The organism is Occallatibacter sp. FHG110214_02 (genome assembly GCF_059115385.1).
The window spans coordinates 390,627-411,230 of record NZ_JBZYWK010000001.1 but is presented as its reverse complement, the minus strand read 5'-3'; the positions used below and the strand labels follow the sequence as shown (position 1 = coordinate 411,230).

Genomic DNA, 20,604 nt, shown 5'->3' with positions numbered 1-20,604 from the left:
AGACGGCGGCTTTTCTGCTGAGTTGCAACCGCGTTAGAACGCAATCTGCAGAGAGGTAGAGATAGTACGAGGCGAACCAAGATGCGCAGTGTTGCTGCTCGCATTGGTTCCCGTAATATCACCCGCCGCAATCGTGGAGTAGTACCGCACATTGCCCACGTTCTGGCTGCCAAAGCGCAGCGTAGCCAGCTTGCCCCACACGGCATGCGCATAGCGGAAGCCAAGGTCAACCGTCTGGAATCCCTGCGTATAGTGCAGGTTCTCATCGTCCTGCACACGGCTCCCGGTAATCTGCCAGTTGCCCGTAACCACCAGGTTTGCCACGCCCGGCACCTTGTATTCGCCATACAGGTTCGAGTGGTAAGCCGGAATACCAACAAAGCGCTTACCATCCGTAGCCGTAATGCCCGTGTCGTTAAGCCGCGCATTCAGCGCCGTAAAGCCGCCATCCAGCAGCAGCCGATGAAACAGCGTTCCCTGCCCGGAAATCTCCGCGCCATAGTTCACCTGCTGACCAACAATCTCAAAGATGGTCTTGCCGGTGTTGCCATAAGCAACAGTGTTAGCAAACGGCCTCTCCAAGCGGAACAGTGCCGTAGTCAACGTAATAGGATGCTGGTCGGTCTTGAAGCCAATCTCCCACTCCTTGCTGCGATAAGGAGCAAGCGACTGGTTCGCATTCACCGTACCACCCGGCGCAATGTCTCCCTGCTGCAAGCTGCTGGCAAAGGTCGCATAAGCCGTCATCGAATTCCCCGGCTTGAACAGAATGCTGGCCGAAGGACTGACACCGTTCTTATGCGAGCCGCTGGCCCAACCCGCCGCGCCATTCTTAAAGCTCCAGTTGTCTACGCCAATCCAGTCCTGGCTAGCCGCAAGGCGAATCGCAAAGTACTTCGGAAAGCTGATGAAGTCGCCAATGTTGAAGCCCTGCTGATGCACGATCGACGAGCGATAAATGTTCTGGTTCTTCGGCAAACCAGCAGCGGGCGGCGCAAAGATAACCGGCGCGGCAACGTTGGCCGTACCAAGCTTGACCGCAGCCGCAGCAGGCGCAACATAACCATACTGGTTAAAGCGATAGCCCTCGCTCGCAATGACGATATCCTGCGACACGCCCCACTTATGAATCAGGCCGGTGATATAGCCAAGGTCGCTCTCCACGCCAAAGCGCGGAGCAAAGCCCGTAGCCAGCGACGCAGTATAGTCGCCGTTGTTGTTGCTAAGCGCATTCACTTCCGTATCGATAAAGCGGTCAAGACGCTGCGCAAGCCCACCAGCCGCACCATGCCAGTTGTCGTTGAAGTCATGCAACACACGCGCGCTCGTGCTCTGCGTAGTCAGGTTCACGCCTGCATACGACTGCCCATACCCACGCACCGTAGGGTCAGGCGCATTCGGCAGAACAATAGACGGAGCAGGATTCTGCGCCGTTCCGGCAATCGCCTTGTTAGGCCCGTATGTAAACCATCCCGGATAACCACGCTGCACAATGTCGTAAGCGCTGTAGTGCGCGTCAATCGTAGTGCGGTCACTCGGCTTCAAGTCAAAAGCAAACATGCCAAGGCGACGCCGCAAAAAGCTGCCATCCACCCACATGCCGCCATCGCCATACAGCAGGTTCGTGCGATAGCCAAAAATCTTGCGCTTGCCCAGCCGTCCGCCAGCATCGCCATAAACGGTGCCAACCGTGCTGCTGTCCTGCTCAAGAAAGAGATTCGCAAAGCGCTCGTTCGTAGGACGCTTCAACACAAAATCAAACATGCCCGAAGGATTCGCCGGTCCGTACATCGCCGCGCCAAGTCCGTTCTCAACCTGCAGCTCTTGGTACTGCTCCATAGGATTGCCGCCGGTAATAGCCATCGCCATACCGTCCATGCGTGTGTTCTGCGCAATGCTTCCCTGGAACCCGCGCGTAGCCGGACGAAGAACCTCAGGCCCCTGCTGCTCCGTGTAAGAAACAAGCGGCAGAAACTTCATCGTGTCCTTGAAGCTCTTAACCTGCGTATTCGTAATCAGGTCCGCCGACGCAATCGTGATGGTATAAGGCTGGTTCACAACAGGCTGCTCGCCCATCACGCCCGAATCAACATTAGGAACCGCATAAGCCTGCGCAACCGTGCCCGTAATCCCCGCCGTAACGCTAATCGAAGTGCTGGCACTGACGGTAGTAAAGCCAAGGTCCTGCACAAGGCTCTGCCCCTCGGCAACATTCACCGAAGAAACAACAGCATTCGCAAAACCATCCTTCTCCGCCTCCACGCGATACGTGCCTGCGGGAACCGAAGCAAAGTTATACTGCCCAGCTCCATTGCTGGTAGTGCGCCGAGTAGCGTTCGTAGCAAGGTTAGTAAGACGAACCTCCGCATTGGCAACCGCCGACTGGTCGGGATCGTGCACAATGCCGTGAACCTGTCCAGCCTGCGCCTGCGCACCAGCGGCTCCGCAAATCAATGCAAAACAGCCCAGCAGGAACAGGCAGGAAAGCCCGCGAAGATAAGAGTAAAACTTGGAAATTTGCGACATGGTCTCCTCAAAAAATTCCCACCATGCACGAGGCCGCAATCTGCGGCGCTCGGAGATGTGGGAGTGAGCAAAAGGGGGGAAGGAAGCGTACGGCGCTGCGCGCCAGTTCCATTGTCCTTAATTCATTTTTATATTATTCAAGTCGAATTTAATCGAATACAAATCGTAAATCGTACTTATCCGCAAAGAATCGTGGTTTTTAGCAATCCTTATATATGTACCGTTCCATCGCGCTTTCCTTTGCGCCGCCCGCAAACCAGCCCTGTAAACTCATTGCATCGCATTTCAATTTGGGCTGAATCAGGTGGAGGCAAAGGATGTGGATGTCTAGCAGGCGTATCGCATGGACGGTTGCGGCTCTCAGTTGTATTGTTCCCGCAACAGGCTTCGCGCAACAGGGCCGCGTCTATACGACAGCGGACTACGCACAGGCCGAGAAGTTCATGGGCTACAACGTGGACAGGCTCGTGCTGCATACCGTCGAGCATCCCACATGGCTGGCAGACAACCGCTTCTGGTTCGCTGACGCCGGAGAAGACGGCGTAACCTACACGCTGGTTGACCCGGCCAAGGGAACAAAGGCCCCCGCATTCGATAGCGAAAAGCTAGCCGCCGCATTAAATGCCGCAGAAGCAAACGCCCCCTCCACAGGCGCTCATGATCGTGCAAGAAAGTTCGACGCCAAGCACCTGGCCATCAATGAGCTCAAGTTCGAGGACAGCGACAAAACCATCCTGCTCTCTGCAAGCGGCCGCCAATTCCGCTGCACTCTGGCAGAGCAGGACACCTGCACCCGCATACAAACCAAGGTCAAACCCGGCGACGGCCCCGCCAACCTCTCCCCTGACGGCAAAAAAGAAGCCTTCCTCCGCGACAGCAACCTATGGCTGCGCGACGTCGCCACAGGCAACGAAACCCAGCTCACCACCGACGGCGTAAAAAACTACGGCTACGCAACCGACAACGCAGGCTGGCAGCAAAGCCCTCGCGCCATCCTCGTCTGGTCGCCTGACTCAAGCAAAATCGCAACCTATCAGCAGGACGAGCGCCAGGTAAAAGAGATGTACCTCGTGCCCACCGTAGTCGGCCACCCCGAGCTGAGTTCCGTCAAATATCCCCTCGCAGGCGATGCCACAGTCGCCATGATTCAGCGTGTAGTCATCGACGTAAACACAAAGAACGTAGTCCGCCTGAAGATGCCCGCCGACTACCACCGCTCAACAACCTGCGACGACGTTTCCTGCCGCGACGGATGGGCCGACACCCAATGGAGCGAAGACAGCAAGAGCCTCGCCTTCGTCTCCACATCCCGCGACCACCGGCAGGAATGGCTCCGCGTAGCCAATCCCGAAACCGGCGATGTCCACGAAGTCCTCAGCGAAACCGTCAAAACATTTTTTGAGAGCGGTGAGAACAAAACCAACTGGAAATACCTCCCCGCCTCCAATGAAGTCCTCTGGTTCAGCGAAAAGGACAACTGGGGCCAGCTATATCTATATGACCTCGCAACCGGAAAGCTGAAGCACCAAATCACACACGGTGACGGCAACGTAGCCCAGGTTCTTTCCGTCGATACCAAGGCTCGCGTAATTTACTTCGCCGGAGTAGGCAAAGAAGCAGGCCGCGACCCCTATTTCTCCGCCTTCTATCACGTCAACTTCGACGGCACCAATCAAAAGCTGCTCACTCCCGAAAATGCCGACCACAACGTAGCCATATCCCCGAACGGCCGCTACTTCTCCGACATCTACTCCACAGCCACCGAGCCCGCACAAGCCGTCATCCGTGACGCCAACGGCAAAACCGTAGTGCAACTGCCCAGTCAGGACATCACCAAACTGAAAGCAATCGGCTGGGTTCCCCCCGTGCCCATCACCGTCAAAGCACGCGACGGCAAAACGGACCTCTACGGCTTCCTCTTCAAACCAACAACCTTCGACGCCTCAAAGAAGTACCCCATCGTCAACAACGTCTACCCCGGCCCGCAGACCGGCTCCTGCGGATCACGTCGATTCGCAGCAGCGCACGGCGACCGTCAATCACTCGCGGAACTCAGCTTCATCGTCGTATGCATCGACGGCATGGGAACCCCGTCGCGCTCAAAAGCCTTTCATGAAGCACTCTTCGGAGACATGGGCGACAACACCATCCCCGACCAGGTCGCAGGCATGAAGGAACTGGCAGCAAAGTATTCGTGGATTGACATCGACCGCGCCGGCATCTACGGCCACTCCGGCGGCGGAGCGGCAACCGCCGCAGCCATGTTCCACTTCCCCGACTTCTTCAAGGTCGGCATCTCCGAAAGCGGCAACCACGACAACCGCGTGTATGAAGACGACTGGGGAGAAAAGTGGCTCGGCCTCGAAACCAGGGACGCCAACGGCAAGAGCAACTACGCCAGCCAGGCCAATCAGGACTTCGCCAAAAATCTCAAAGGCCATCTCCTGCTGGCCCACGGCACCATGGACAACAACGTGCCGCCCAACAACACCCTGCTCGTAGTGGATGCCTTAATCAAGGCAAACAAGGACTTCGACCTTCTTCTGCTGCCCAACCAGAGACACAGCTACGGCCCGTACAACAACTACATGGCACGCCGCCGCTGGGATTACTTCGTGCGCTATCTCGCCGACGGCATCCCCCCGCACGAATACCAGATGAAGCCGCCCGCGCCTCCCATGGCCGGCGGCGGCCCCGCGGACGACTCCGCCGCAACGGATGCTGACTCCGCTCAATCCAACTAAACTCCCAACGTTGATATCCACGGATATGCCCCGCCTCACCCACCGCATATCCGTGGATGCACCAAAGTTTCGACACAAAACCAGCCCATGTGACGCCAGTCACTGAGCGCCGTTCACTCCGCAAGTAGCTTGAAGACACGCAGGCAAACAAGCCTTCGCGCCCGGAGGTCGGCACCATGTACCCCAACGACATACGCACCATGCTCCCCGCCCCTCATGTCCATCCGCACGCCCACAGCGGCAAACACGATTTCTCCCGCGCTCCCTTAAATGTCTACTGGGAAACCACCCAGGCCTGCGCCCTTGCCTGCCGCCACTGCCGTGCGGAAGCGGTCCCCAACCCGCTTCCCACCGAGCTCACCCGTGCCGAAGGCAAAGACCTCATCTATCAGATATCGCGCTTCGACCACCCGCGCCCGCAACTCATCCTCACCGGCGGCGACCCGCTCCGCCGCCCCGACATCTACGAGCTAATCGACGAAGCCCGCCAGCGCGGCCTCACCGTCTCCATCACGCCCAGCGTCACCCCCGCGCTCACCATGGAAACCCTCGTCAAGCTCCTGCAGCACGGCATTGAAGCCCTCGGCATCAGTCTCGACGGTTCCTGCTCCGAGCGCCATGAAGCCGTGCGCGGGGTCCCCGGTTGTTTTGAGTGGACCATGACCGCCCTCCGCAACGCCGCCAGCCTCGGCCTCCCCATTCAAGTCAACACGCTCGTCTCGCAGGAAACACTCGACGACCTCCCGCGCATCTATGAAGTGCTCAAAACGCACACCATCACGCGCTGGAGCCTCTTCTTCCTCATCTCCGTTGGCCGCGGCCAGACACTGCAGCCCATCTCCCCCGAACAAGCCGAAACCTGCATGGAATGGGTCTTTGACCTATCCCAGCGCTCCCCCTTCGCCATCGGAACAACCGAAGCCCCCTCCTACCGCCGCGTAGCCCTGCAGCGTATGCAGGCAGAAGGCCGCCACGCCAGCGAAATCCAGCGCACGCCCGTCTACCGTGGCTTCGGCATACGTGACGGCCATGGCATCGTCTTCGTCTCCAGCGAAGGCTACATCTACCCCGCGGGCTTTCTGCCGCTTGTCGCCGGCAACGTACGCCGCGACAACCTCGTCGATATCTACCGCAACTCCGCCATCTTCCAATCCCTCCATACTCCAAGCGCTTTCCACGGCAAATGCGGCCACTGCGAATACAGCGCCCTCTGCGGAGGCTCACGCGCACGCGCCTTCGCCGCCACCGGAGACCCGCTCGCCAGCGACCCTTTATGCGTCTATCAGCCCCAATCCGCCCTTAAATGCACACCCGCTGCATGAAAATTCTCTAACTTTACGCGCATGTGCAACTGCCAGGTTGCACATACGTGTGTATACTCGCTCCTAATCACAAATTCAGTATCTTTAGCCTGAGAAACGCCTTAGTCCGAGGGTGATGAATGTCACAGTGATTCGCCCGCCTTCAAGGCTACTCTGCTATTGAAAAATTTCCTGACTGGCAGCAGGGTCTGACGAGATGTTCGCTCCAAAAAACAGCCCATCCGCTACCAGATGAGGTGGTCATGATGCGGCGCTATTTAGGCCTGGCAGTTTTTGCGGCGGTGACGATTCTTGCAAGCGGCGTAGCTTGCGCACAAAAAACAAACGTCACACCTCCGCGTACAATCGACACTAACCCCGCCAACTTCGTCGGCAATGAAACCTGCGCCAACTGCCATGACGACCAGGCCAAAAAATTCTCTGAGAATCCGCACAGCAAGCTCGCACTCGCGCACGGCAAAAACGGCGTAACCTGCGAGAACTGCCACGGTGCGGGCAAAGCTCACTCTGAAGACGGGGACGCAGCCAAAATCTTCAACCCCGCCAAGGCATCTCCCAGGCAGGCCGATGCGCTCTGCCTCAACTGCCACGCCGGCCAGCACGCTAACTTTGACCGCTCGGCTCACGCCAAGGCCAACGTAGGCTGCACAACCTGCCACAGCGTACACGCCAGCACCACGCAGGCCACGCTGCTCAAGGTTGACCAGCCCAAGCTTTGCTTCCAGTGCCACACCGACGTGAAGCCCTCCTTCGACATGCCCTTCCATCACAAGGTCAATGAAGGGCTCATCAAGTGCAGCGATTGCCACGACACGCACGGCACCATGAGCAAGACGAATCTGCGCTCCACCGCGGACCAGAACGCCATCTGCACACGTTGCCACACGGAAACCCGTGGCCCATTCGTCTTCGAGCACGCCCCTGTTAAGTCGGAAGGTTGCGTAGGCTGCCACACTCCGCACGGCTCGCAGAACGCACGCCTGCTGAACATGCCCAGCATCAACACGCTCTGCAATCAGTGCCACAGCCCAGTCGCGGCAGGCACCATTCACGGCGCGGGCACTGGCTCTCAGGAATCGCACCCCTGCATTACCTGCCATACCTTCATTCATGGCTCGAATGTGAACCCGGCATTCATCCGGTGATGGAAGCAGAACGTTTTTCTTCGCAAGTGAGGCTTCATGTTATGACGCATTTCGCTAGCTTTTCTTTAGTACGCGCACAATCGCCCTTCGCCGCAAGGCTCTCATCCGCCATCGGTCTGTGCGCTCTCCTGATACCGCCCACCGTTGCCGCCGGCCAGAATCCACAGCCCGGCGCACCGCTTCCGGCGCCCACCACAACCATGTCCGTACCAGCGGGCTATAGCGTTCACAACTCCGTTGACCTCGGCGGACGCATCGCAGAAAACTCCGGCAGCGACGCAATGTACAGCACGCTGGTCAATCTGCAATCCGGCCCCCGCGTTCAAGGCGAAACCTTCGAGTTGCACGCCCTGCCCGGAACCAAGCACACGCTGGTAGATTCGCTATCCCTCTTCAGCAACGGCTTCGGCGGCGACCCGAATCTCTATACCCGGCTCAATTTCTACAAGGGCAAGGACTACGAGTTCTCCGGCCTCTTCCGTCGCGACCGTCAGTACTTCGACTACGACCTGCTCGGCAACCCGAACATCCCAGGCGGCAGCTCAATCCCGATTGGCTCCTCCGCCGCGCCGGTTGGCCAGTTCGCATGGCCGCAGGTTCTGCAGTCGCCCTTCATGTTCAACACCGTCCGCCGCATGACGGACACCAATCTCACCCTCCTGCCGCTCTCCAAGGTGACCTTCCGCTTCGGCTACTCGCAGAATGTCTTTGAAGGTCCCACGCTGAGCCCCGGCTTTGCCATCACCGGCGGAGAAACCTACCTGGAAACCTCGCTCCTGCAGGAGTACATGCGTCAAAGCAGCGACACATGGACCGGCTCCGTCGAATGGAAGCCCCTCCCGCAGACACACATCACCTTTGAAGAAGTCGTAGACCACATCAAGTCGGACTCGTTCTTCTCACTCGCACCCAGCAGCCTCATCCTGCAGGAAGCCGACGGCACGCCGGTGACCGTAGGCAACTACACCGAAGAGTTCCCTGCCGTCACCTGCAACACCGCCAGCATGCAGGACCCGAACACAATCCTCTACCCGTCCCAAACGTCCGGCGGTCGGCCAATCATCGACCCCGCCTGCGCCGTAGCCACCAACTACCTTCGCTCGCAGCCCACGCGCTTCCTCTATCCAACGGAAATGCTGCGCCTGCAAAGCTCCAGCATCCCGCGCCTCACCGTGACCGGCGATGTCCGCTACACGCAAGCGAACATGAGCCTGCCCAACTACTATGACAACTTCCAGGGACTCGCAGGCGGCGTTCGCGACCTCACCTTCACCGGCAACTCCAGCGCCAAGCGCGACGTCTTCTCCACGGACTTCGGAGTCGTCTGGCAGGTAGCCAAGAACGTCACGCTCTCCGATCAGGTCAACTACAACCTTGCCCACCAGCCCGCATTGCTCACGTGGAACGGTGGACGGGAACTGACTACGCCCGCAACCGAGCAGACCATCAACTACAACGGCACGCTCACCTCGGTAAAAGGCGGCAGCATCAACGGCGACACCGCTGGCGTCAACGAGCCCAACTACTTCGGCCAGAAGTTCCTCACCAACACTCTGACCGCTACATGGGATGCGACATCACGCGCAACGTTCTCCTTTGGCTGGCGTCATCGCGAGCACGATACGACCTACAACACGGCCACAGGATCAGCTGCATACACGCCTCTCACCGTCAACATCAATGAGAACGCCGGCATCTTCAACGCCGCTCTCCGCCCCACCAATAACTGGAGCATCAACGGCACCATCGAAGGCGCATACGCTGACGATGTACTCACAGCCGTTGCTCCACGCCAGCTCTGGCACTACAAGATTCGCACCATGTACAAGCCGCGCACATGGGCAACCATCAGCGCCACTTACAACGACTTGGAGCGCCACAACAACACCAACAACCCCACCGCCGGAGCCAAGTACTTCGGACCGCTCAACCACATCGACCACAGCCGCATCTTCGGCATCGGTGCCGTAGTCTCTCCCAACGAGCACTACGAGTTCGACATCAACTACGCCTACTCGGCCGTCTACACCGCCACCAATAGCTGCTACACCAGCGGCGCGGAAGCCGACCTGCCCGGCGCAGCCACACCCACCGCAAGCGGCGCACCCAGCATCTGCCCGCAAAGCGTGCGCGGCTCCAGCCCAACGCAGTACGAGTGGTACTCGCGCGACTTCCAGAACGCACCAACCAACTTCGGCTCCGCGGCCATCACGCTCGTTCCCACCAAGACCGTGCGTGCCAGCCTCGGCTATCGCATCAGTGACGTAGGCGGAACGCGCCTCTTCGACAACGCCCGCGACGTGAACGGCTCGCTCAACTCAACCTACCAGTCGCCCTACGTAAACGTCGCCTGGACATTCCGCAAGGCATGGACATGGAAAGCGGGGTACGATTTCTACGGCTACGGAGAAGGTGGCCCTTCCGGTGCGGAATACTGCAGCACGTCTTCCACAACCGCATCGACAATTGCACCCTGCGCCTCGTTCCCGTATCCAACAGGCATGACCGAGTCCTCCGCCGGACTAACCGCACCGCGGAACTTCCATGCCAATCACGTAACGCTTGGCGTGCACTATGAATTTTGAACCACAAGGTTGTAATTCAAGGAGACACACGATGAAACTCGCATACCGTCCCCACCTCGTACTACTCGCGGTTCTTGCCGTGGGCAGTGCAATGAGCTTCGCCGAAGATGGCGCAGCGCTTTACAAAGCCAATTGCCAGAGCTGTCATGGTGCCACCGGCACACCCAGCGCCGGCATGGCAAAGATGATGAGCATCAAGGCTGCCTCCGAGTACAAGAGTTCCGAGAAGGATCAGTTCGACGCCGTCAAGAACGGCAAGAACAAGATGAAGCCCTTCGCCGGTAAGCTTTCGGACGACCAGATCAAAGCCGCCGTCACATACTTCCGCACCTTGAAGTAATGTATCGCTGAATTGCCGCAAAGAAGGCCCGCGTCGCCGCGGGCCTTCCGTTCTGCTCGTGGAGGCAACATGTCACAATCTCAAAATTTTCGCGAAGCGTGGCTACGTCCCGCACTTTTCTTCGGCAACAACCCCATCAGCCTCATCGGAGGCGCGCTCACCACCGCCTCCGCGCTCACGCTCATCGGCTTTTGGGTTATCGATATCTTCGGCCGCCATGGCAGCACCAACCCATACCTCGGCATCCTCGTAGACCTGCTGCTTCCCGCAGTCTTCGTCTTCGGTCTCCTGCTTATTCCCCTCGGCATGTGGCTCCATCGCCGCAAAATGCGCGCAGCCGGAGCCATCCCCTCCGTATACCCGCAAATCAATCTCTCGGACCCCGTCTTCCGTCGCGGCGTCGAGTTCGTTCTCGCCGCCACCTTCGTCAACTTCATCCTCGTCGGCACCGCCAGCTTTCGCGGTGTCGCTTACATGGACTCGCCCAGCTTCTGCGGCCAGGCCTGCCACGTCATGTATCCCGAACACACCGCCTACCAGCTCGGCCCGCACTCCCACGTCGAATGCACCGAGTGCCACGTAGGCAGCGGCGTTGGCTCTTACATTCGCGCCAAGGCCAACGGCACCAAGCAGCTCGTTGAAGTCGTCTTTCACCGCTACCCCACCCCCATTCCCTCACCGGTTGAAAGCCTGCGCCCCGCGCGGGAAATCTGCGAGAGCTGCCACACGCCCGCAAAGTTCGCCGGGGAAAAATTCCTCGTCAAAACCAGCTACGCCGACGACGAAAAGAACACCAAGACACAAACCGTCGTCCTGCTCCACCTCGGTGGCCGCGACTCACTCGACCACCTCACCGGCATCCACGGCGTTCACCTCGGCCACATCGAGTACATCGCCACCGACAAAACCCGCAGCACCATCCCCTGGGTAGCACGCCGCAATCCCGACGGCACCGACACAGTCTACGCAACCAAGGACGCAGGCAACGGCATCCCGCAAGGCGAGCGCCGCACCATGGACTGCATCGACTGCCACAACCGCGCCGCGCATCAGTTCGTCACGCCAGAGGAAGCCATCAACGCCTCCATGAGTGCTGGCGCCATCAACCCCAGCCTGCCGTGGATTCACAAAGAAGGCCTCACGCTCCTCAAGGCAAAATACGCCAGCCAGGAAGAAGCCCGCGCCAAAATCCCCGAGCAGTTAGCCGCCTTCTATCGCAGCGAGCACCCCGAAGTTCTCTCTTCGCAAAGCGCGCAGATACAATCCGCGGCCAACCAGCTCGTCACCATCTACAGCCAGAACGTCTTCCCCTACATGAAAGTCGAATGGGGAACGCATCCCAACAACATCGGCCACATGAACTACCCCGGCTGCTTCCGTTGCCACGACGGCGACCACACAGCCAAAACCACCGGCAACGCCAACGCAAGCGCCAGCATCACCAACGACTGCTCCGCCTGCCACAACCTGCTAGCCGTGGATGAAGCCAATCCCAAGCTGCTCAACGAAATCGGCATCCAGCAGTAATACCCTCAAAAGCACAACGGCCAGTCCGAAAGGACTGGCCGTTATTTTTTGAGCGTTGAAGAGAGTTGACGAGCGTTGAAGAGTATTGATAAGCGTTGCTTCTCAGTGCGAAGTCACAGTAAAGCTCTTCGCCCCAGCCGAAGCCGCCGCAAAGTTCCCCTGCGCCGGATAAGCAATCACCACGCTATGCGCGCCAACCGCGGGCTGTGCAATCGTGAACTGCGCATTCCCGTAGTTGAGCGGCACAGAAACCGCCGCGCCGCCATCCAGGCTATACGCAATCACACCCGGCGCGCTGCCAGCATTCGAGCTCGCGCTCACCGTGCACTGGTAGCTGCCGCCGAAGGCAAACGAAGGATTCCAGCAAGCCGCGCTCAGGTTCACCGTCACGGCATTCACCGTCACAGCCACCGGAGCAGACTCACCAGCAGGATGACTCGCATCGCCCGTGTAATACGCGCTCAACTGGTGCGTACCCGCCGCCAATCCCGGCGAGATATACCAGTAAGCGCACCCGCCGCCCTGCACCGGCTGCGTGGTCAACAGCGTCGTCCCGTCGTAAATCTTCATCGAGCCGTTCGCCGTATTCCCCGGAGCATCCGTCAGGCAAGCCGTAATGTTCGTAGCGCCCGGATACGTCAACTGCGTGCTCGCCACCTTCAGGCTGATCTCCGCATCATAAGCGCCCGTACCGCTCAAAGCCGCGGTATAAGCCGCGCCCGCATTTGTCGTAACCGTCAGCGTGCCGCTGCGCACGCCTCCCGCCGTCGGAGTAAACACCACGTTGATGTTGCAGCTATCGCCAATCTCCAGCGTGCTGCCGCAAGTATTGGTCTCAGCAAAATCGCCGCTCGCCGCAATCTTGCTGATGCTCAACTCGCCTTCACCCGTGTTCGTGAGCACAAAGCTCTCACCCGCCGAGCTGCTGCCCACGCTCACCGAACCAAAGCTTCCAGTCCCGGTCAACGTAGCCGTCAGCGACGGAGCAGGCAGCGTAAAGTAGCCCACCGCCGCGTCATGGTCAGAGCTGCGTGCCGGAGTCGTCGCATCGTTATACGCTGACAGCGGCTGATCCGCGTCAAGGTGCGCATATGCAAGATGCGCGCCCGCGCCTACCAGGTCTGCCGTCGCAACAACGTGGTCAAGAATCTGCGCGTTGCCATACTCCTGGTACGACCACCGTTCCGTCGGCGGCAGCAGAGTCGCAAGATCCGTAGCAGGCGGCGTCACAAGCCCCGCCACACCCGGCTCCAGCACCTGCGTCGCAGGCAGAACATTCTGGTTCGTCACCGTTCCAAGAATGTCGATATATCCATCCGAGAACTCAAACGCGTTGTAGTCGCCAACAGAAATCACATGCTCGCCCGCAGACTGGTAAGTCTGAATCAGGTTCGCAAGAAACTCCGCCTGCAACTCCTTCTTTGCGCGCACAAACACGCCGCTAGAAGGATCGTTCTCATCCGAAAGCGACCGCAGATGGTTCACAATCACCGTCACCGGATAATCCTTCGCATTCGCGCGCTTCACGCCCGCATGCAGTACCAGCGGCGGACGATCATTCAGCGTCTGCTGCGTCGTTCCATCACGCGGATCGGTAAACAGAGTGCTCGCGCCCATCTGCTGCACACTCACCGTATTCACCGTAGACGACTTCACAAGGAAGCCCACCGAAATGCCACCCACGTCATTCGTATACGGCGCATAGCTCGTGCCCGTGCCATATGCAACATACTGCGGATCAGGTTGCCCCGCCGCCTGCGCATCCTTGCTGATCTGCGCCGCAATGTCCGCAACCACTGACTCGTTCTCCGCCTCTTCCAGCGTCACAATATCCGGAGAGCCAAGCACATTCCGAATCGCCAGCGACACCTTCGCAAGCCGCCGGTTATAGGCATCCTGCGTCACATCCACCGCGCTCGAGTTTTCCGTCTTGCCCGTCACCGGGTTGTAGTCAATGTCGTCACCAGAGTTCGGATTGAAGAACCGCTCAATGTTGTAAGCAGCCACCCGGAACTCATTCGCTGCCGGAGCAGGCACAGGCTGCACCGGGATTCCCGGCGTAATCTGCGCGCTGCTGTACGAGGGATCAAGCAACAACCGGCTCGGGTCATAGTAGCTGTCGCTGCTGTACGTAAAGTCCAGAATGCCCGTCACGTTCGGCAGTATCGCGCCCGTCGAAAGGTCAATCGCCGTGCCACCCTTCAAAAAGTCCGAATCCACCAGGATGCGCTCCGGGTTGTCATCAAACTTCGCCGCATCCGGCGGCAGGCCCGTCTGCGAGTCGCGAATATCAATACCCGGCTCGCGGAACGGCCTCGGCGTACCCGTAATCACCGCATAGAACTGCCCGTTGGAAACTTCCGTTTCCGTCTTTTCCGATGTCAGCGAGCCATCCGTGCCGGAAATCGAAGTCAGCGAAGCAAAGCTGACGCGCATTCCCTCATACGGAGTCAGTTGGTACAACCCGCCGCCAGGCGTCAGCTTCGTCACGTCAAGCACCACCGGGGTCGGCAGCGCCTGTCCCGACGCAACCACCGTCGCCGTCGTCGAATCAATCTCCGTCGCCGGAGTGTGGCTGCTCGCCACCGCCGGATACGTCTGCACCTTGCCCGTCACCTGCACAAGGTCGCCAACCGCAATGTCCGTCGGCACCTTGCCCGAACCGGCATAGACATATACACCCTCAGGCGTGCTCGTATCGCCGTCCTGGTCCCCGTCCGCCGCTTCAATAAAGTACCCGGCAGAGCCAATGCCAATCACAATGCCTTCCGTGCTCACCGTCTGCCCCGCATACGGAGAAACCGAAGTAGCCGTCAGCGACCTGCTCCCCTGGATCGTATGAATCGCCAGCGTAGCCACCGGCACATTCACCGTCAGGCTGATGCTCCCGGAAGTCGAATCGCCCTGCGCATCCTTCACCGTCACCGGCAGAGAAAGCATGCCCGAAACAGTAGCAGTAGCCGTAGTAGCAAAGGAGAAGGTCCCATCCCCAGCCGCCGCATCGCCATTCGTGCCGTCGTCATAGAAGGTCTGCGCCGCAACTCCGCCAATCTGCGAAAGGTCCGCCGCAACCGTTACACCCGTGCCGCTCGTCGAAGTCACCTTGACCGTCAGCAGCACCTGTCCGCCCGAAGCCACCGTCGAAGGCGTAGCCAAACCGGAAGCCGCAAGCCCCGACGTGCCGCCATAAGAGGAGTTATGCGGATTCAGCGCGCCGACAACAAAGTCCTTCGAGTTGTCATTCGTATATCCCGTGCGAACCAGCGCCGTCGTATTGCTCGCTGTCGGAGCATCGCCCGTTCCGTAGTAGCAGTTCGCCGAGCCAAAGCCGATGAAGTCCACCACGTTCACGCCCAGCGGGCAACCCGCACCCGCCAGCAGCCCCGTGCCCGCGCCCGTTCCTGACGGCGCAGCCGTGCCATTCACCAGCGCAATCTTGCCCGTGGTGGCGGAGAAGTTAATCGCAGTGCTCGAAAAATCAGGAGCCACCGGAAGGTCCACCCCGGTAACCGTCGTCCCCGCCGCGCCCTGAATCAGGAAGTAATGTCCCGGCTGCACCGTAACATCCGGCAGCGAAACATGGTTCCACGAGGTGCCAGTGCTCGACGCATATTGATAGCTCAGCCCATTCAGGCTGACCGGCGCAGTCGTCGGGTTATAAAGCTCAAGATAGTCGTAGGTAACCGGCGCGCCAGAGTTGCCGCCGCCGCCATACACCTGCGAAATCACCAGCCCTGTCTGCGCTGACGCAACAGCAGAACCGAGTCCGAACACAAGAAGCGCAACCAGCCAAAGAGCAAAACGGGGGGATTGTTTTCTCACGTCAAATCCTCAAAAAAATTCTTCTGAAACTTGATTGTCACGACATCTGCCGCAAAGCAGGCAGACTCCGAAAGCCGCACAGATTTTGCGCAGCGTTTGCGTTTATATCACCCACGCCCTGCGCACACGTCAAACGAACTGTAAAAATTCAACCAGCACCCCCATAAAATAAACATCAGGATTTAACGAACCCACTCGCCCCATCCACCCCAGCACAACAACACAGATGCGCGGTGCCCCCTGCCCCTCGCCGGGTGCCCCTGCACAGCCAAAGGCCCTGTAGTTGCTTTTTGAGCGCCGCCACTCCACCTCTCCCGTGCCCCATCCTTGCGATTTTTTCCGTCCGCACCGGGGCCCCCGGCGAGCAATTTGTGCTCGCTGGGGTGGAGAAGGGTGGGATATCACCTCCGCCAGACTTAAGCTTTGTATCAGGGCACGACTTCAGTCGTGCCGAAAGCGTTCATAAAAAGCACCGGGCTTCAGCCCCCGCGTTTTCCCTCATCCGCAAGCAATGCAAAATAAATCCCAAATCTGTGGATAACTCTTGCGCTCAATTAACCCCTTTTGTGCCATACTCAAAATCACCAGCAAGAAAGCCCGGTTCTAGCGAACCGGGCTTTCTGTCTTTCCAGACCACAAAAAAGTTTTTCGAGCTATTTTTCTGCAAAGTAACCACTTTTCAGAAACCCATTAACCAATCAATAAACACCAAATTTCGCATCTAATCGATTGATTTAAAAGTATTACAAGAAAACCAACAGCACCAGACGCATCCGGCACAAAAGGTAGGCCGGGGATTTATCCCCGGCAATCAAGGCCAAAAGAAAGCACCAGGGCTGTAGCCCCTGAGGCATGCTTTGCAATCTCTGCGCATCTGGCAAGCAGGAGGAGGGTCACCGCAACCGTGAACCCCTCCCCGAACCAGAAAAAAGGAAAGAATTTTTATTTTTTTGGAAAAGTAACCACTTTTCCAAAACCCATTAACTAACAAGTAAACATGGAAAAATCAACACAACCATAAGATAAAAAACAACTTAAACCACCATCAATGCCCCCGCCGAACCTCCGCCCCCAAAAGCTCATACTGGTCCGAAGCAACATAATCCACATGCGCCGCAATAGCCGCCCGCCACCGCACCTTAGCCGCCTCCAGCGACCCAAAGTTATACAACCGGAACCACCCATTCTCCAGCAGCTCCTTATCCGTAGCCCCGTCCAACGTATAAAACCGAATCCAAAGCCCGTTCGCATGCGCCCGCTTCACCAGCGCCTCAAGCCGCGCCATCTTCTCTGGAGTCCACTCGCCCCCATGCGTCTGCCCGCCGCGCTCCGCCACGGCCCAGGGATTATTCCACCACCGCCGGTAATTGCTAGCCTTCCCCGCTCCAATCACCTTCGGAGCAGCCTGCGCATCCTTGTTTCCCGTATGAATCGCCCCAAAAAGCAGCACGCGCTCCCCCGGCTTCAGCGCGTCATAAAACACCGTCTGCTGTGCATCCGCCTCACCCGTCAGCACCAGAATCGGCTTCCAGTCCAGCGCCTGCACCTTGTCGATGCTCTCGCCCTTCACCGCCGTAGTCAGCCACGGCTCGTACTTCTTCAGCAACGCCAGCACCGCCGCCAGGTGCTCCGGATTGTTGTCCTTGAAGTCGAGGTTCAGCGTAATCAGTGGCCAGTCCCCATGATTCCCGTCCTTAAGCGCCTTCTCCGCAATAGGCCGCACCCGCTCAAAGAAGTACTGCTCCATCGTGGGCTCCTGCCCCGTCAGTTGCCCGCCATGCGTCACAACCGACCAGCTCTTGCCCGTCTTCGCATCGGTATACCAGCCAAGGTCCTGCTCAATCGCCACCGGAAACCCCGCCGAAAGCGCCCGGTCAATCCGGTCGTTCCACTTCCCGTCATACGGATAGCAGTTATGCGCATCCGTCACCGTACGCGTCCCCGGCCCCTGCGCATACGCCACGGAAGCCACCACAGCAAAAGAAGAAAGAACAACAGAACAAAACCAACGGCGCATAGAGCTCCTTAACAGAACATCTCTAATAGATAGGAAACCGGAAGACAGAATACCCTGTCCCGATGAACAGCAGATTGCACACCCCGCAGACTCTCCGGGAGTAACAGAATCGGCACACGCTCCGTTTTGCACAGCCTCACCCCACACCACCCCGCCCGCTCCTTTAGGATGTTGAGAGAACCTATATGTCGGATAAGAAAACCCTCCCTCCTGCAGTTCTTGCTCACATCGCGCAAATCCTCAACCTTCCCCTCCGCGGAATCACAGCCGTAATCGAGCTGCTCGACGACGGCGGCACCGTTCCCTTCATCGCCCGCTACCGCAAAGAAGCCACCGGCAACCTCGATGAAGTCCAGATTCTCGCCATTGAAGAAAAGCTCGCCTACTTCCGCGAACTGGAAGACCGCCGCGCCACCATCCTTGCCTCCATCACCGAGCAGGGCAAGCTCACCGACGATCTGAAGGCGCGCATCGAGGCAACCCTCGACCGCAACGAGCTCGAAGACCTCTATCTGCCTTACAAGCCGAAGCGCCGCACCAAGGCCACCATCGCCCGCGACAAGGGCCTCGAACCGCTCGCCACCTATCTCTGGGCACAGGAACCGGCCGCGCAGTCCCTCACCGACTTCGCCCCCACCTTCATCAACGCAGAACTGGGCGTAGCCAACGTAGACGAAGCCCTCGAAGGCGCACGCCACATCGTCGCCGAGTGGATCAGCGAAAACGCCGACCTCCGCAAGCTTCTCCGCCAGCTAGTCTTCGACGAAGGCGTCGTCACCAGCCGCAAATCCATTGACGCCGTAGATGAGCAGGAAAAGTTCAAGATGTACTACGAGTATCGCGAGCCGGTGAAGACCATCCCCTCGCATCGCATGCTCGCCATCCGCCGCGGCGAAACCGAAAACATCCTCTACTTCCTCATCGAAGTCGAGCCCGAGCGCGCCCTCGCCATCATGCGCAACCAAATCCTGCGCCAGCGCGGCGACTGGACACCCCAGCTCGAACTCGCCATCGATGACGCATGGAAGCGCCTCCTCAATTCCTCCATCCAGGGCGAAATCCGCTTGGAGCTAAAGCGCCGCTCCGACACTGAAGCCATCCAGGTCTTCCGCGACAACCTCTACAACCTGCTGCTGGCCGCACCCGCCGGACCAATCTCTGTCTTAGGCATCGACCCCGGCCTGCGCACCGGCTGCAAAGTCGCCGTCGTAGATCAGACCGGCAAGCTGCTCGCGCACGATGTCTTCTATCTCCACACCTCCAAGCACGGCACCGACGAAGCATCCGCCAAGCTCGAAGCCATGCTCCGCAAGCACACCATCCGCGCCATCGCCATCGGCAACGGCACCGCCTCTCGCGAAACCGACTCCTTCGTCCGCGACTTCCTCCGCGACAAAGGCATTGCGGAAATCTTCTCCGTCACCGTCAGCGAAGCAGGCGCCAGCGTCTACTCCGCATCCGAAGTCGCACGTCAGGAATTCCCCGACCTCGACCTCACCGTCCGCGGAGCCATCTCCATCGCCCGCCGCCTGCAGGACCCGCTCTCGGAACTCGTCAAAGTTGATCCCAAATCCATCGGCGTCGGCCAGTACCAGCACGACGTAGACCAGCGCCAGCTAGCCGACTCGCTCAAGAGCGTCGTAGAAAGCTGCGTCAACCGCGTAGGCGTAGACCTCAACACATCCTCATGGACGCTTCTCCGCCACGTTGCCGGAATCACCGAGCGCACCGCGCTCAACATCGTGCAGTACCGCAATGAAAACGGCAGCTTCCGCAACCGCATGCAGGTACTCGACGTTCCCGGCATAGGCCCGAAGATTTTCGAGCAAGCCGCCGGCTTCCTCCGCATCCGCAACGGCGAAAATCCACTCGACATGACCGCCGTTCACCCCGAGTCCTACAAAATCGTCGAGCAAATCGCCAGCTCGCTCCAGACCTCCGTCAGCGACATCATCCGCGAACCACAGCTCCTCGAAAAGGTCGATAAAGCCAGCCTCGCTGCTGGCTCCTATACCATCGAAGACATCCTCGCCGAGCTGCGCAAACCCGGCCGCGACCCACGCGACAAGTTTGTAGCACCCCAATTCCTTGAAGGCGTGCACAAGCTGGAAGATGTCGAAGTAGGAATGGTTCTCGAAGGCGTCGTCACCAACGTCACCAAGTTCGGAGCCTTCGTTGATATCGGCGTCCATCAGGACGGCCTCGTTCACATCAGCGAGCTATCCAACCGCTTCATCAAGGACCCATCCGAAGCAGTAAAGACGGGCCAGATCGTCAAGGTAAAAGTCCTCGGCGTAGAAGCCAAAGCCAAACGCATCGCGCTTTCCATCAAGGCGCTCATGGGCCCCGCCGCAAAGCCCGCGCCAAGAAAGCCCGCAACGCCACCACCACCACCTGCCACCATGAACGACCAGCTCGCAGCCCTGTCCTCCAAGTGGCGCACGCGCACCTAAAGCAGCTATCCGGTATTCGGCCCTCGCCGAATACCGGATAGCTTCAAGACCCGCGACGCACGCGTTACTCTCTCAATATGTCCACCCTTGCAGTCCGCCCTGCGCTTCCGCAGGATGAGATTT

10 protein-coding genes are annotated in these 20,604 nt (G+C 58.9%); 7 read left to right on the top strand and 3 right to left on the bottom strand.

The features are described from left to right. Positions 1 to 33: 33 nt before the first annotated feature. Positions 34 to 2,526 (bottom strand): TonB-dependent receptor domain-containing protein, encoded by a 2,493-nt coding sequence (locus AC5S3R_RS01670; protein WP_494264871.1) that lies wholly within the window; start codon positions 2,524 to 2,526, stop codon positions 34 to 36. A gap of 323 nt (positions 2,527 to 2,849) precedes the next feature. On the opposite strand from AC5S3R_RS01670, the gene AC5S3R_RS01665 reads away from it, so the two are divergent. From AC5S3R_RS01665 to AC5S3R_RS01640, 6 genes are all read left to right on the top strand, one after another. After that, on the top strand, positions 2,850 to 5,270 hold the full coding sequence (locus AC5S3R_RS01665; protein ID WP_494264870.1) for a S9 family peptidase: 2,421 nt from the start codon (positions 2,850 to 2,852) through the stop codon (positions 5,268 to 5,270). A gap of 176 nt (positions 5,271 to 5,446) precedes the next feature. Further along, the gene (locus AC5S3R_RS01660; RefSeq protein ID WP_494264869.1) at positions 5,447 to 6,592 is read left to right on the top strand and encodes a TIGR04053 family radical SAM/SPASM domain-containing protein; all 1,146 of its coding nucleotides are present in this window, start codon (positions 5,447 to 5,449) and stop codon (positions 6,590 to 6,592) included. A gap of 242 nt (positions 6,593 to 6,834) precedes the next feature. Then, positions 6,835 to 7,737, top strand: a complete 903-nt coding sequence (locus tag AC5S3R_RS01655) for a DmsE family decaheme c-type cytochrome (protein ID WP_494264868.1) — start codon at positions 6,835 to 6,837, stop codon at positions 7,735 to 7,737. Between the two features lie 41 nt (positions 7,738 to 7,778). Next, positions 7,779 to 10,322, top strand: a complete 2,544-nt coding sequence (locus AC5S3R_RS01650) for a hypothetical protein (protein WP_494264867.1) — start codon at positions 7,779 to 7,781, stop codon at positions 10,320 to 10,322. 31 nt (positions 10,323 to 10,353) lie between these two features. Then, on the top strand, positions 10,354 to 10,662 hold the full coding sequence (locus AC5S3R_RS01645; protein WP_494264866.1) for a c-type cytochrome: 309 nt from the start codon (positions 10,354 to 10,356) through the stop codon (positions 10,660 to 10,662). Between the two features lie 69 nt (positions 10,663 to 10,731). Next, complete coding sequence (locus AC5S3R_RS01640; RefSeq protein ID WP_494264865.1) at positions 10,732 to 12,189, top strand: NapC/NirT family cytochrome c; 1,458 nt, start codon at positions 10,732 to 10,734, stop codon at positions 12,187 to 12,189. A 102-nt stretch (positions 12,190 to 12,291) separates the two neighbouring features. On the opposite strand, the gene AC5S3R_RS01635 is transcribed toward AC5S3R_RS01640, so the two are convergent. Continuing rightward, the gene (locus AC5S3R_RS01635; RefSeq protein WP_494264864.1) at positions 12,292 to 16,011 is read right to left on the bottom strand and encodes an Ig-like domain repeat protein; all 3,720 of its coding nucleotides are present in this window, start codon (positions 16,009 to 16,011) and stop codon (positions 12,292 to 12,294) included. A gap of 1,045 nt (positions 16,012 to 17,056) precedes the next feature. Next, positions 17,057 to 18,028 carry a hypothetical protein gene (locus tag AC5S3R_RS01630; protein ID WP_494264863.1) on the bottom strand — a complete coding sequence of 324 codons (972 nt, stop codon included), beginning with the start codon at positions 18,026 to 18,028 and terminating at the stop codon, positions 17,057 to 17,059. A 185-nt stretch (positions 18,029 to 18,213) separates the two neighbouring features. On the opposite strand from AC5S3R_RS01630, the gene AC5S3R_RS01625 reads away from it, so the two are divergent. Continuing rightward, positions 18,214 to 20,481, top strand: coding sequence for a Tex family protein (locus AC5S3R_RS01625; RefSeq protein WP_494264862.1), 2,268 nt, complete (start codon positions 18,214 to 18,216; stop codon positions 20,479 to 20,481). Positions 20,482 to 20,604: the final 123 nt, after the last annotated feature.

Coding starts and splice junctions, on each gene's coding strand:
- AC5S3R_RS01660 (WP_494264869.1), top strand. CDS start 5,447: ATGTACCCCAACGACATACGCACCATGCTCCCCGCCCCTCATGTCCAT.
- AC5S3R_RS01655 (WP_494264868.1), top strand. CDS start 6,835: ATGATGCGGCGCTATTTAGGCCTGGCAGTTTTTGCGGCGGTGACGATT.
- AC5S3R_RS01645 (WP_494264866.1), top strand. CDS start 10,354: ATGAAACTCGCATACCGTCCCCACCTCGTACTACTCGCGGTTCTTGCC.
- AC5S3R_RS01625 (WP_494264862.1), top strand. CDS start 18,214: ATGTCGGATAAGAAAACCCTCCCTCCTGCAGTTCTTGCTCACATCGCG.
- AC5S3R_RS01670 (WP_494264871.1), bottom strand. CDS start 2,526: ATGTCGCAAATTTCCAAGTTTTACTCTTATCTTCGCGGGCTTTCCTGC.
- AC5S3R_RS01630 (WP_494264863.1), bottom strand. CDS start 18,028: ATGCGCCGTTGGTTTTGTTCTGTTGTTCTTTCTTCTTTTGCTGTGGTG.
- AC5S3R_RS01640 (WP_494264865.1), top strand. CDS start 10,732: ATGTCACAATCTCAAAATTTTCGCGAAGCGTGGCTACGTCCCGCACTT.
- AC5S3R_RS01650 (WP_494264867.1), top strand. CDS start 7,779: ATGACGCATTTCGCTAGCTTTTCTTTAGTACGCGCACAATCGCCCTTC.
- AC5S3R_RS01665 (WP_494264870.1), top strand. CDS start 2,850: ATGTCTAGCAGGCGTATCGCATGGACGGTTGCGGCTCTCAGTTGTATT.